The sequence below is a fragment of the Streptomyces liliiviolaceus genome (assembly GCF_018070025.1).
GTDB classification, from domain to species: domain Bacteria; phylum Actinomycetota; class Actinomycetes; order Streptomycetales; family Streptomycetaceae; genus Streptomyces; species Streptomyces liliiviolaceus.
The window spans coordinates 4,341,556-4,356,015 of record NZ_JAGPYQ010000001.1 but is presented as its reverse complement, the minus strand read 5'-3'; the positions used below and the strand labels follow the sequence as shown (position 1 = coordinate 4,356,015).

General features: G+C 70.9%; 4 protein-coding genes and 1 pseudogene. 2 read left to right on the top strand and 3 right to left on the bottom strand.

What is annotated here, in order from left to right; translation table 11 throughout:
• Positions 1-26: 26 nt before the first annotated feature.
• The gene (locus tag J8N05_RS19050) at positions 27-233 is read right to left on the bottom strand and encodes an MbtH family protein (protein ID WP_210884330.1); all 207 of its coding nucleotides are present in this window, start codon (positions 231-233) and stop codon (positions 27-29) included.
• Positions 230-10,711: a non-ribosomal peptide synthetase gene (locus J8N05_RS19045; RefSeq protein ID WP_210884328.1), complete on the bottom strand. Its 10,482-nt coding sequence runs from the start codon at positions 10,709-10,711 to the stop codon at positions 230-232. The genes J8N05_RS19050 and J8N05_RS19045 overlap by 4 nt, the downstream gene beginning before the upstream one ends.
• Before the next feature lie 496 nt (positions 10,712-11,207).
• Between J8N05_RS19045 and J8N05_RS19040 the strand changes: the two genes are divergently transcribed.
• Positions 11,208-11,498, top strand: coding sequence for a hypothetical protein (locus tag J8N05_RS19040; RefSeq protein ID WP_247706332.1), 291 nt, complete (start codon positions 11,208-11,210; stop codon positions 11,496-11,498).
• Positions 11,499-11,609: 111 nt separating this feature from the next.
• Positions 11,610-12,281 (top strand): annotated as a pseudogene (locus J8N05_RS19035) (transposase).
• 1,013 nt (positions 12,282-13,294) lie between these two features.
• On the opposite strand, the gene J8N05_RS19030 reads toward J8N05_RS19035, so the two are convergent.
• Complete coding sequence (locus tag J8N05_RS19030; protein WP_210884325.1) at positions 13,295-14,266, bottom strand: helix-turn-helix transcriptional regulator; 972 nt, start codon at positions 14,264-14,266, stop codon at positions 13,295-13,297.
• Positions 14,267-14,460: the final 194 nt, after the last annotated feature.

Here is a 14,460-nt window from a genome sequence, read left to right as displayed (position 1 = left end):
TCGTCGTGGTGGGAGGGGACGGGGTGTCAGGCCACGGCGACGCGGGCACTCCTGGGAGTCAGGTCGGTCCAGTGCAGTTCGACGTATTCCAGGCAGGAGGTCTGCTCGGCGGGGCCGAAGACGGCCTCCCAGCCGGCGGGCACTTCGGCGAAGGACGGCCACAGAGCGTGCTGGCCCTCGTCGTTGATGACAACGCGGTGCTGGGTCCGGGGGTCGTCGAAGGGGTTGGTCACGAGGGGTCTCCTTGGGTGGGCAGGTGCCCGGCGCGCAGGGCTGCGGCCAGGGTCGTTCCGATCTGCTCCCGGGCTGCGGGCTGCATCATCTGGGCATGTGCGCACGGCACGTCGTGGTTCTCGATGGGTCCGTCGATGTAGGGCGCCCACAGGTCCAGTCCGAAGGCGTCGGCGGGGCGTCCTTCGACGGCCGTGAAGAACAGGGCCGGGCCGTGGAAGGTACGTGGCGTGTACTTCCTCATGAGCCGGGACTGACCGGCGAAGTTGTCGACCATCGCGTCGATGACGGCCGGCTCCAGCGAGCCGAGCGGGCTGCCGACGCGCCGGAACTCCTCGCGGACCGAGGAGGCCTGTACGGGGCCCTCGGAGTCGAGGCGGTCCGCGCCGACTCCCATGTTGGACAGCAGGGCACGGAAGACCGTGTCCCGGCCGGCGCTGTCGAGGTCGTCCAGCGGGGCGAGCGGGAAGGCGTCCAGGATGGTCAGCAAGGCGACCTCTTCGCCGGCCTCCTGGAGTTGGACGGCGACCTCCTGGACGACGTTGCCGCCGAAGGACCAGCCGAACAGATGGTAGGGGCCCTGGGGTTGGACGGCGCGCAGTTCGTCGACGTAGACGGCAGCCATGGCCTCGATGCTGTCGGGGAACGGGGCGCCGCCGTCGAGGTTCGGGGTCTGCAGTCCGTACAACGGCTGGTCGGGATCGAGGTGGGGCAGCAGCCCGCCGTAGGACCAGGCGAGACCGCCCGCGGGGTGGACGCAGAAGAGCGGCGGGCGGCTGCCGGTGGTGCGCAGCGGCAGGAGGGTCGCCAGCGGGTTGTCCTGGGCCGGGTCGAGGAGGCGTTCCGCGAGGAGCGCCACGGTGGGTGCCTCGAAGAGGCTTCGGATGCTGATCTCGATGCCGAGCGTGGCGCGGATGCGCCCGATGAGCCGGGTCGCGAGGAGGGAGTGGCCGCCCAGGTCGAAGAAGTCGTCGTCGATGAGGACCTGGTCGACGCCCAGGACTTCGGCGAACAGCGTGCACAGCACGTCTTCGCGGGGATTGCGCGGGCTGCGCCCCGCGGTGTCGGTCCGGGTCAGGGGCGCCGGATCCGGCAGGGACTTCCGGTCGAGCTTTCCGCTCGCGGTCAGCGGCAGTTGATCCAGGGACAGCCATCCGGAGGGAACCATGTAGGCGGGCAGCTGCCGGGCGGCGTGCTCGCGTACGACCGCGAGTCGTTCGGCGGCGGTTCCTGCCCGGTCCGGGTGGTCGCGGAGGACGACGTACGCGGCGAGTCGGGTGCCGGCGGGGCCGCTCCGATGGGGCAGTACGGCGGCCCGGCGGACGTCGGGGTGTGTTTCGAGAACGGCGGTGACCTCGTCGGGCTCCACCCGGAAGCCCCGGATCTTCGTCTGGCCGTCGGAGCGGCCGGCGAATTCCAGCGAGCCGTCGGAGGTGCGCACCGCGCGGTCGCCGGTGCGGTACATACGCGCTCCAGCAGGTCCGTACGGGTCCGGTACGAAGCTGGTCGCGGTCTCCGCCGGCCTGTTGTGGTAGCCGTGGGCGAGACTCTCGCCGGCCAGGTACAGGTCACCTGTGACGCCGACGGGTACCGGGCGGAGCCGTGTGTCGAGCAGGGCCACGCGGGTGCCGGTGACCGGGGAACCGAGCACGGGCCGGTCGGTGTCGTGGACGGCTGCGATCAGGGTGTCCACGGTGGCTTCCGTGGGGCCGTAGAAGTTCCAGCTCTGGACGTCAGGGACCGCACGCAGCGTGGTCCACAGCGCGGCCGGGACGGCTTCACCACCCAGGATCACGACGGCCGGCCGGTGGGAGCCGCCCGGGGCGAGCAGTCCCGCGTCCAGGAGCTGGCGGATGTGGGTCGGGGTCGACTCCAGGACGTCCAGGCGCTGGGCGCGCACCGCGTCGACGAACGCTTCGCTGTCGCGCCGGGTGAGGTCGTCGAGCAGATGCAGGTGATGCCCGTCGATCATCCAGAGCAGCGGGTCGAGGGACGCGTCGAAGGACAGGGAGGCGCTGAGGGCCACCTTCAGCCGCTTGCGTCCGCCGGCTCGTACGGCCGCGGCGAAGGTGTGCCTGCGATGGTGGTCCAGGAGCCGGGCGAGCGAGGCGTGTCCGACGCGTACGCCCTTGGGCCTGCCGGTCGAACCCGAGGTGTGGATCAGGTAGGCGGCGGCGCCCGGCACGGGTGGTGTCGTCGGAGCGCAGGAGGCGGGTGACCGGAGGAGCTGGGCGGTCTCCGGGTGGTCGAGGATCAGGCGCGGCCACGCCCCGGGGATCAGCTGCCGGGTGGCGTCGGCGGTGACGACCAGGGCGGGGCTGATGTCGTCCAGCACGGCCTCGATACGACCCGACGGGAGTCCGGCGTCCAGCGGAGCGCAGATCGCGCCGGCCTTGAACACCCCGAGCAGCGTCGCCACGGAGTCGACGGAGCGGGGCAGCAGGACGGCCACGGGGTCGCCGGGGCCCACCCCGGACGCCCTGAGCAGTGCGGCGATCCGGTCGGAGCGGGTGTCGAGTTCCGTGAACGACACCCGGCCGTCGGGCGCGGTGAGCGCGATGTCGCCGCTGCGGGAGTGGGAGACGGTTTCGGCGAAACGGTCGAGGACGGTGGCGGCGCCGCTCGCGGCGGCCCCCGAGTGGCCGAGGGCGAGCAGGTGTGACCGTTCCTCCGTGCCGATCAGTTCGAGATCGGACAACCGGGTGGCGGGCGTGGTCACGGCCTGTGCCGTCAGCCGGCGGAACCAGTCCGTCATCCGCTGCGCGGTGACGGTGTCGAAGAGGTCCTGACTGAACTCCAGGGTGGCGTCGATGACGTCGTTCCCCGGAGCGGCACCCTGACGCTGGGTGAAGCTGAAGGAGAGGTCGAACTTGGCACCCGCGGTGTCGACTCCTTCGATCTCGGCCTGGAGCCCGGGAAGATCGAGCCGGGGCTGACGGGTGTTGTTGAGGGTGAGCATCACCTGGAACAGGGGATGACGGCTGAGGGATCGGCCGGGCCGCAGCTCCTCCACCAGGCGCTCGAAGGGAAGTTCCTGATGGGCGTAGGCGGCGAGGTCGGTGTCGCGCACCCGGGCGAGCAGTTCACCGAAGGTCGGATCACCGGCGGCGTCGGCGCGCAGCGCGAGCGTGTTGACGAAGAAGCCGACGACGGGGTCGAGAGCGTCATCGGTACGGCCGGCGACCGGCGTACCGATGGTGATGTCATCCCCGGCGCCGACGCGGTGCAGAAGAGCGGTGAGTGCGGCGTGCAGGACCATGAAGGTGCTGGTGGACGATTCCCTGGCCAGCCGGGACAGCGCCGCGGTCGTGGCGGCCGGCAGCTGGAAGGCGACGGTGGCGCCCCGCCCGGTGGACACGGCCGGCCGGGACCGGTCGACGGGCAACGCGGTCTCCTCGGGCGCCCCCGCCATCTCGGCCTTCCAGTAGGCGAGTTGCTCGGTCGCCAGGGATCCCGGATCGTCGGAACTGCCCAGCAGGTCCCGCTGCCAGAGCGTGTAGTCCGTGTACTGGACCGGGAGAGGGGCCCAGTCGGGCGCGCGTCCCGCCGACCGCGCCGCGTAGGCGCCGGCCAGGTCCTGGGCCAGCGGACCCATCGACCAGCCGTCGGCGGCGATGTGGTGCACGGTGATCAGCAGAGTGTGCCGGTCCTCGGCGACCTGGAACAGGTCCGCGCGCAGCGGGATCTCGTGCGCTAGGTCGAAGGGCCGGCGTGCCGCGTCCCGCAGGGCCTGGGGAAGATCCGCCTCGGGCAGGTCGGTGACCGTCATGTCGGGACGCGCGTCACCGGGGGCGAGCACGGCCTGGTGGGGCTCGTCCCCGTCGGAGTCGATGAGCGTGCGCAGGCTCTCGTGCCGGGCCACCACGTCCGCGAGGGCGCGGTGCAGGGCGGGGCGGTCCACGGTGCCCCGCAGCCGTACGGCGACGCATATGTGGTACGCGGAGGCGTCGGGGTCCATCTCGTGCAGGAACCACAGCCGTTGCTGTGCCGGCGACAGCGGAGGACGGTCGGGCCTGTGGGTGCGGCGCAGAACCGGTCGTGCGGTGCCGGCCAGGTCCAGACGCTCGGCCAGTGCCGCCGGGGTGGTGGATTCGAAGAGGGCCCGTACCGGGAGCTCGACGCCGAAGGCCGAACGGATCCGGCTGATGACGCGGGTCGCGAGGAGCGAGTGGCCGCCGAGTTCGAAGAAGTCGTCGTCGCGGCCGACGCGCGGCTGCTCAAGGCTTTCGGCGAACAGGGCGCACAGGATCTCCTCCTGCGCGGAATGCGGCGGATCACCGGCGTCGTTGGCGCCGCCGTCCGGGCCAGGGCCCGCGGGTTCGTCACCTTGCGCGGTCTGCGCGGGCAGTGCTTCGAGCGGCAGGGCGTTGAAGTCGACCTTGCCGTGTGCGGTCAGCGGCAGCGCGGCCACGGGGATGATGCTGGTGGGCACCATGTAGGCCGGGAGCCGGTCGGCCATGAAGGCGCGCAGAGTCCGGGGGGTTGGCTTCTGCCCGTCGCAGGCGACGACCCAGCAGGTCAGACGTCCGTCGCCGTGCTGGTCAGGCCGTACGGCGACCGCTGACTGCGCTACGTCCGGGTGGCCGCCGAGCACCGTTTCGACCTCTCCGGTCTCGATGCGAAAACCCCGTACCTTGACCTGGCCGTCGGCGCGACCGACGTATTCGAGGAGCCCTTGCCGGCGCCGTACGAGGTCACCGGTGCGGTACATGCGCGTTCCTGTCGGCCCGTAGGGGTCGGGGAGGAAACGGCCCGCCGTGTCGGAGAAGCGGTTCTCGTACCCGCGGGCGAGCCCGGGGCCGCTGAGGTAGAGCTCGCCGGTCGCGCCGGGGGCGACGGGAAGCAGCCGTGCGTCGAGGACGCGGGCCCACATCCCCGCGACGGTGCTCCCCAGGTGCGGGCGGGTGCCGTAGGTGACGCGCCCCATCACGCTGTCCACCGTGGTCTCCGTCGGTCCGTAGAGGTTCCAGACGGCGACGTCGTGCAGAGTGCCCAACTCCCGCCACAGCGCCTCGTTGAGAGGTTCGCCGCCGAGGGCGAGTACGCGCGGACGGGGGCGGCCGGGAGCGAACAGGCCACAGGCCCTGAGCTGTTCGAGGAAGGACGGAGTGGTCTCGACGACGTCGATGGAGCTGTCGTGGATCAGCGTGGTCAGCGCCTCGGCGTCGCGGCGCGTGGCGTCGTCCACCAGATGGAGCTCGTGCCCGGCGATCATCCAGAGCAGCGGGTCCCAGGACGCGTCGAAGGTCATGGCCGCGGTGAGCGCGACACGCAGCGGCAGGCCGTTGTTCTCCGCCTCCGCCGGACCCATCAACCGCTCGCGATGGCCGGTGAACAGGTTCAGCAGCGCGCGGTGCTCCACGGCCACGCCCTTGGGCAGGCCGGTGGATCCCGACGTGTGGAGCACATAGGCCACGTCGTGCGGCCGCGGCCCGGCCGCGCCGGGAGTGCCGTGGGCGGGGAGCCAGACCTGAGGATCGTCGAGGAAGAGACGCTCCGTCGTGCCGGGCAGGCCGCTGTCGGCGGCCGTCGTCGTCAGCAGCAGTCGCGGAGCAGCCGAGTCGAGGATCAGTTGGTTGCGGGCGAGGGGGTGCGAGAGATCCAGCGGTACATACGCCGCTCCGGAACGCAGCACACCCATGAGCGCCACGATGTGGGAGGTGTCACGAGGCAGCGCGACCGCCACGCGGTCCCCGGCGGAGATGCCGAAATCGCCCAGGACGCGGGCGAGTTGCTCGCTGCGCTCCAGCAGCTCGCCGAAGGTCAGCCGGCCGTCCGCGGCGACCACGGCCGTGCGGTTCGGTTGCAGGGTGGCACAGGTGGTGAACATGTCGACGACGGTGATGTCCTCGTCCACGGGGCCCATTGTCCCGGGGGCGGGGTGGAAGTGGGTCGAGGAAGAACTCGTGGGTGCCGGGGAGGCCGACGGCAGAGCGTCCAGGGCCGCGGCTCGCTGCGTCGGGGTCAGGAACTCGACGTCGGCCGCGGGACGGTCGGGAGCGGCGAGCACGGCCCCGACCAGCCGGGAGAAATGCTCGGCGAAGCGAACGGCCGTGTCACGGTCGAAGAGGTCCTGGCTGAATTCCAGTTCACCCTCGATGCCGGTCGGCACCCCGTCACTGTCGTGACGCTCCGTCATGTCCCAGGTGAGGTCGAACTTGGCCCCGGCGCCGCCGATCGCCGTCTCGTGGCGGACGGTGAGCCCGTCGAGGGAAAGAGAGGGCGGAGGCGTGTTGTTGAGACTGAGCATGACCTGGAAGAGAGGGTGCCGGGAGAGGGAACGTTCCGGCGTCATCTCCTCCACGATGCGCTCGAAGGGCAGGTCCTGGTGGGCGTAGGCCGCCAGGTCGGCGTGCCGGACCCGCGCGACGAGCTCGCGGAAGGTGGGGGACTGCGACGTATCGGTCCTCAGCACCAGGGTGTTGACGAAGAAGCCCACCACATCGGCGAGGCTCTCATCGGCGCGGCCCGCCACCGGTGTCCCGATCGCGATGTCCTCACCCGCACCCAGCCGGGACATCAGGGCGGCCAGCGCGGCGTGCAGCACCATGAACCCGCTGGCACCGCTCTCGGCCGCCAATCCCACCAGTGCGCGGTGCGTCGCCGCGTCGATCGCGACCGGCACCTTCCCGCCGCGGCCCGAACCGTGGGTCGGCCGCGGCCGGTCCAGAGGGAACGTCAGCTCCTGCGGCAGGCCGTCGAGGACCGTCGACCAGTGCGCGAGCTGGCGCCCGGCGACACTGTCCGCGTGACGAGGATCTCCGAGCAGGGCTCGCTGCCACAAGGCGTAGTCGGCGTACTGGACAGTGAGGGGCTGCCAGTCCGGCGGTGTGCCGGCGGAGCGGGCGGCGTAGGCGGCCGACAGATCGTGCATCAGCGGTCCCAACGACCAGCCGTCCACAGCTATGTGATGCAGCGTGAGCACGAGTGTGTGCTCCTGGGGCGCGGTGGGGAACAACTGGGCACGCAGCGGCAGGTCCCGGCTCAGGTCGAACGGGGTACGGTCGGGCTCGGGGGTCACGGCTGCCGACGCGGGCATCACCACGAGCGGCGGGCGGGCGGATGCCGGCGGCAGGACCCGCTGATGAGTACCGTCCTCGTCCTCGGCGAAAACTGTCCGGAGACTTTCATGACGTTCGGTGAGGTCGGACAGCGCCATGGCCAGTGCGTCCGTGTCCAAAGGGCCCGACAACCGCAGAGCGACCGGCAGGTGATAGGCGTCAGATTTCCCGTCCACCTCGTGGAGGATCCACAGCCGCTGCTGCCCGTAGGAGAGCGGCAGCCGGTCGGGACGAGGGCGCACCGCTCGTACCGGCGGCCTGGCGACCGAAGCGGTGGCCAGCCGGCCGACGAGCCCCGCCGGGGTCGGCGCCTCGAACAGGGAGCGGATCGGGAGCTCCACACCGAAGGCGCGGCGAATCCGGCCCACCAGCTGTGTCGCCAGCAGTGAGTGCCCGCCGAGCAGGAAGAAGCTGTCGTCCCGGCCGACCCGGGGCAGATCCAGGCATGCGGCGAAGACCTCGCACATCCGCGTCTCGTCGGGGGTGAGCGGATCGCCGCCGCGCGAGGAGACAGGCTCCGCCCGCGGCAGCCGGTCGGCATCCAGCTTTCCGTTCGGGGTCAGTGGCAGCACCGGTACCACCGCGTAGGCGGAGGGCACCATGTGCTCGGGCAGCGTTCCCGCGAGCGCGTCACGGACGTCGGTGAGATCGGTATCGGCCCGGGGCGCACCGTCACGTACGAGATAGGCGGCGAGCCGCTCCACTCCGTCGTCGGACGAGGCCACCGTGACCGCCGCTCCGGTGACGCCGGGCAGTGCCCGCAGCGCGGACTCGATCTCCCCGGTCTCCACACGATGGCCCCGGACCTTGATCTGGCGGTCGCTGCGGCCGAGGAACTCCAGGGCCCCGCTGTCGCTCCAGCGGGCAAGATCTCCTGTGCGGTACATACGGTCGCCGGGCGGGCCGAAGGGGTCCGGAAGGAACCGCTCCGCCGTGAGCCCCGGGCGGCCCGCGTACCCACGTGCCACGCCCTCGCCGGAGACGTACAGCTCACCCACGGCTCCGTGGGGGAGCGGATGCAGGGACGGGTCGAGCACGTAGACGCGGGCGCCCGCGATCGGCCGGCCGATGACCGGGCTGCCGCCGGTGATCCGGGTGGTCACCGCGTCGACGGTGGTCTCCGTGGGCCCGTAGAAGTTGAAGACGAGCAGATCGGCCTGGCCCGCCAGTTCGTCCCACAGGTCTTCGTCGACCGCCTCGCCCCCCAGGGCGATGACCCGCGGCCGGTGGTCGGGCGAGGTGAGCAGACCGGCGCCGAGCATGTGGCGCAGGTAGGCGGGTGTCGTCTCGATGGCGTCGATGCGCTGCGCCACGAGGAAATCCACCAGCGCCTCGGGGTCACGGCGTACACCGTCCTCCACGATGTGCAGTTCGTGGCCCGCGACCATCCACAGCACCGGGTCCCACGAGGCGTCGAAGGACGTGGCGGCGGTCAGCGCGACCCGCAACCTGCGCCCCAGGGTCCCCTCGGCCAGCGCGTACGCCTCCATGCGGTGGTGGTCGAGCAGATTGCTGAGCGAACGGTGCTCCACGACGACACCCTTGGGCCGACCGGTGGATCCCGAGGTGTAGATGACGTACGCGGCGTCACGGCCGCCCGGACGGCACAGCGCGCCGACATCCGGTTCCTGCTCGGCGAGCGCCGGATCGACGACGGGCAGCTCCCGCCGCGGATCCATGACGTCGACGGTGTGCGCCGTCGCGACCAGCGCGACGGGCCGTGAGTCCTCGACCATGAAGGCGAGCCGGTCCGCGGGATACGACGGGTCCAGCGGCAGATAGGCGGCACCGGTGCGCATCACCGCCAGCATCGCCACCACGAGGTTGGTGGACCTGGGCAGCCCCACGGCCACCCGCGTGCCGGGCCCGGCACCCGCGACTGCCAGCGCACCCGCCAGGGCGTCGACCTTGACGTCGAGCTGAGCGAAGGTCAGCCGCGTCGCACCGCAGACGACAGCGGTCTCGTCGGGGGAGGTCCTGGCCTGCGCCGCGAGTTGCTCGGGCAGGGGCGAGCGGTCGACCGCCTGCCGGGCGGTGTCAGGGGGACTCTGCGCGGCGAGGCCAAGGACCTCACGGCGTTCGTCCGCGCCGACGAACTGCAGGGAGCCGACCGCACGGTCGGGATCCTGCGCGAAGGCGTCGAGCAACCGGCAGAGGCGTTCGTGATGATCCGCCAGTTCCCGAGGGCTGTGCAGCCCCGGATTGCCCAGCAGATCGACGCGCAGACCACCATCGGCGTACGAGGCATGCACGGCGACGGCCAGATCCTCGACCGGGCCGATGGACAGGTTGTGCAGGGTCGCGCGGTGCGGCCCGAAAGCGAGCGTGTCGTCGAAGGCCAGTATGTTCACGGTCGGTCCGGTCAACGGCACGTCCGTACCGATGAGTCCGAGATCGCGGCGCAGGTCCTCCGACGGATAGCGCTGGTGGCGCAGGACCTCACGCGCCTGCGCGGAGGCACGCTTCGCCACGTCGGCCACCCGGTCCGCCGGTGATATGCGCAGCCGCATCGGCAGGACGTTGCTGAGCATGGCCGGTGTCGTGCGGGCCAGAGCGGTACGCCGGCCGGTCACCGGCAGACCGAGCACGACCTCGCCCAGTCCGCGACTGCGGTGGAGATAGACGGCCATGGCCGCCATGAAGAACGTCGGCCAGCCGACACCGGCGCGTTTGGCCGCCGCGCGCAGCCGCTCCGTCCGGATGCCGTCGAAGTCCCGGCTGACACGCAGCGCCGAGTGCCCGGGGCGCCGCCGGGCATCACTGAGGCCGGTCGGAGTGGGCGCGTCGGCCAGGTAGCGCGCCCAGAACTCCTGGTCGAGACGCAGTTGTGGCGAGTCCCGGTACGCGCTCTCCTGCTCGACGACTGCCCGAAGGGTGCCGCCCGGGCAGGGCGACGGGTCGGCGTCGGAGACCAGTGCGGTGTAGACCTCGGCGATCCGCGCGAGCGCGAGCGCGGCCCCGAATCCGTCGAGCGCGAGGTGGTGCACCTGCTGGTGGAAGAGGTGACGCCCCGGCGCCAGCCGGTACAGGGTCATGCTCACCAACGGGCCCGTGACGATGTCGGCGGGCTGCCGAAGAGCCGACTCCATGCGCCGCAACGCCTCACCTCGCGGGTCCTCGGCCCCGGACAGATCGACCAGCGGAACGTCGATGTCCGCGTCCGCTCGGGAGCCGATCCGCTGGAAGGGAACTCCGTCGTCGTCGCCGAACGTCACCCGCAGCGCTTCGGCCTCCACCGCCACCCGCCCGACCGCGGCCCGCAGAATCGCGGGGTCGACCGGCCCGTGGACATCCGCGTACTCGGCCACGTTGAACGACGGGTTCTCCACGTCGATCCGCTGGGCGAACCAGAGCCCCCGCTGCGCCGCTGTCAAGGGCAGATGCCCCGTCGAAGGGTCGGTGTGCGGTGCGTCGGTCACGTGTTTTCACCTCTGTGGAAGTCCTGCGCAGGTCCCGCCGCCGAAAGCCGGTGACGGGTCCGAATTCGGTACGTACGGGTGCGCTGAGCGAGCCGATCTGCGGTTGGCGGCACATGGTGAGTGCGTGCTGCGAGCTGCGCTGATGCAGGTGTCCGCTCACCCCGGCCTTTCGTTCTGCGTCACGATTGCGAACGGCTACTCGCAGGGATGCACCTGCGTGCCGTCGATCCCTAAAGCGTCGGTGTGGCCCGGAAAGTTCTTCACAGGAATGGTCCGGGGCCACAGAGGTGCCGGATTGGTGCTGTGACGCACGACACGTCCGCGGAGGCTCTTCTTTTGCAGTTCGCCGACGCGTACAGCCGTACGCCGAAGAATGTTCCCGCGTCGACCAAGCCGCCCGGCCCCACGGCATCGGAGACCTCATGACGAACCGTCTGCCGTACGAGGTCTTGGAGAGTCCATGAACTTGCCTGCCACTGTCCTGCGATGGGGTGCTGTGTCCACCGCCGCCGGCGCACTGTTGATAGCCGGCGCGACATCCGCCGGAGCGGCCACACCCGAGGAGACGACCAGCCGACAGACACACTCCGCACTGTCGAACCAGTACGGCGGCGCGCCCTCGGCGCAGGGGATGTCCTCAACCGCCTATCGCGGCGTGCAGGGAGGCAACCTCTGCCTGCTGTCCGACTGCTCGGTCGGATCCTCCACAGGTGAGCAGAGCTCCGGCCCCAGCAACACCCAGGGCTTCAATCTGTGCCTGCTGTCCCGCTGCGGCGTTCGCCCCTGAGAGCGGCCGACCCGATGCCCGGCTTCAGCCGGAGCATCAGGTCGGCGTCGCCCTTGGGTCGTCACAGAGCCCATTCCCGCCCGAGAGTGAGGCGCCTACGGGCCGTGTGAACTGTGTTCGCTCATCGAACCGTTGCTGCCCGAACCGGCACCGAAGCTGGTGCAGGGCAGACCGCGGGTGCCGGACCGGCAGGCCCTGCGCGGGATCCTGTTCGTGCTGCACACCGGCATCCAGTGGGAGTACCTGCACCAGGATTGGGGCTTCGGCTCGGGCATGACCTGCTGGCGTCGGCTGGCCGCCTGGAACGAGGCTGGCGTCTGGGACCAGCTCCACGTCGTCCTGCTGGAGAAGCTGCGCTCGACAAATCAGCTGGACTGGGACCGGGCGGTGATCGAGTCCTCGCACGTCCGGGCAGCAACCACCAGCTCATCCTCGACCGCCAGGGCATCCCGCTCGCCGTGTCGCTGACTGGCGGCGACCGCAACGACGTCACCCAGCTCCTGCCCCTGCTCGACAAGATCCCGGCCATCTCGGGCCGGGTCGGCAGACCGGGCCGGTGCCCCGTCGCGCTGCTGGCCGACTGCGGCTAGGACTGAGCGCGACACGTACCGCCGCCTGCTCTGGCCGCGGGGGATCCGCCCCGTGATCGCGAAACGAGGCGAACCACACCGCACCGGCCTGGGCACTTTCCGGTACGTCGTCGAGCGCACCATCGCCTGGCCGTACGGCTTCCGCCGTCTGTGCATCCGCTGGGAACGACGCGACGACATCCACGAACCTTAGAGCGGTTGTCGCTCCAGTGGGCTGTTCGAGTGCGGGGCGGCGATGCCTCCCGCGAACCGGGTTCATTGAGACCTCCGCATACAGCGGCATGCAGTCCCCGTGCTCGTGATGGCGGTTGCGTAAGGAAGGCGTCGGCAGCTTGCTGCTCCTGCACACCGCCGAGTAGCCCTTAAGCCCCGAGGACCTGCTCCTGGCGCAGGCGTTCGCGGACGCGGCATCCATCGGCCTGCTCCAGGCCCGCACCCTGCGCGAACAGCTCACCGTCAACAACCAGCTCCACACCGCCCTGCAGAGCCGCATCCTGATCGAGCAGGCGAAAGGAATTCGCCGCACGCCAGCGCGTCAGTCGCGATCACGCCTTCCACTTGCTGCGCCACTACACCCGCTCCCAACGGATGTTGCTCAGCGTGTGCGCCCGCCGGGTCATCGACCGTGGTCTGGTGCCCGCGCCCGCTCCGGTCCACCCTCACCCCGACGTGTCCGACACCGGCTTGCCGGCAACTTCCACCACTCTTCCCTGCTCCGACCCGCTGCTCCCGGTATTGCGCGGGACCGGCTCAGGCGCCACCGGGTCTGGACTTCGTAGCCGGTGGCGAACCGTGCTCGCGTCCGGCCGGTCCGCAGCAGTGCGAGGAGGCTGTTCCCGTCGGCCACCGTCTGCGCTGTCATGGAGGGAGGTCTGCACCCGGAGTCGGTCGATGGGGTGCTTGCGGTGGGACAGGACCCCGGTCCGCAGGGTGCTCTCGGCGGGGTCTGGGCCGGCTGCGGACCGTGGCTGTTCCAGACTGCCGTGGTGTCGGCGTGCTGGGCTGCGCCCAGGACGAAGTCCACAGCCCGGGGCTATCCGAAAAGCGAAAGGTGCCGCTGTCCCTGCAAGACAGGCTCTTGGAACTTCTTGCACGTCGTCCCCTAGTTCGTGGTCACCAGCCTTCTTCCGGCACGGCTGTGCCGGTCCGTCGGAGGGCCTTCGCCCGACTCACCTCATGCCGGGGCCGAAAGGCAGACCTGACGCTCTAGCTGTGGAGGGTGTGACTGGGGATGCGGCCGTAGGTGGTGCGGTAGAGGACCGCGAAGCGCCCGGGATGCCAAAAACCCCACCGGGCGGCGATCGCCGCGACGGTCGTGGCGTTGGGGTCGGCGGACAGCAGGTCCTGGTGGGCGCCGTCCAGACGCGTGCGGCGCAGGTAGGCCATGGGAGTGGTGCCGAGGTGGCGGCGGAAGGCGTACTGCACTGCCCGCGGCGTTACGTACGCGGCTGCCGCGATGTCCGCCAGGCTGATGTCCTTCTCAGCGTTGGAGTCGATGAACGCCACCGCGCGGCGCACCGTGTCGGGAGTGGCATCGACGCCGTCGGCCGGCCGGGACGCGGGGGCCGGTTGCAGAGGAAAAACGGTCAAGGCGGTCGCGGCCAGCAGCCGGGCCACGTTTGAGACGAGCAGGGCCGGCCGGGTGGCTTCGTCGGCGAACAGGGCAATGGCGAAGTCGGCGCCGGAGCGCCACTGCTGCGCCGCGGCCGGTTTGACCGCTCCGGTCGGGTACCGCAGGGGTGCGTACGGCTCCTCCCGCGGCACGCCGGTCACGTCCCTGAGCACGGCCGGGTCCACCGACACGGTGGACTGGATGCCGTCGACGGTCCGGGCTGCGTAGGCCATGCCGGCCGGGTTGAGCACCATGCCTCCGGCGGCGGCCTGTTGTGAGGCGTGCGCGCAGCTCATCTCCAGCCCTCCGGCCCGCACGTCGATGACGATCAACCGGTCCACCGGCTCGCATGTGAACGACAGCGTTCCGGGCAGGACGAGCCGGTCCACGGTGAACAGGCCGGCATCGACCCGCCGGTGCTCCAGCCGTTGCCCGTCCGCCATTCCCGACAAGTGGAAACTGGAACCGTACGCCGCATCCAGGAACTGCCTGGCGACGCCGTTGTCCCGTGTCGCGAAAACCGTCCGCCCCACCGTGACCGTGCCCTCGCCACCCACAGAGACCACCCGCCCCCACCAGTCCTGTGCCGCTGACGCTACGCCCCTCGTTGCCCTGCGAGTTGGACTTCTGCCCTGACGCCCAATCTGGCGCGCCGGACGGTGGGCGCGGCCGTGCCGTGCTCGATGCTGTGCGCGCGTCGCCGCTGCCATGGCGGTGGCGGGCCGAGCCGGTGCTTGTGGAGGATGTAGTGGCCCGCTGT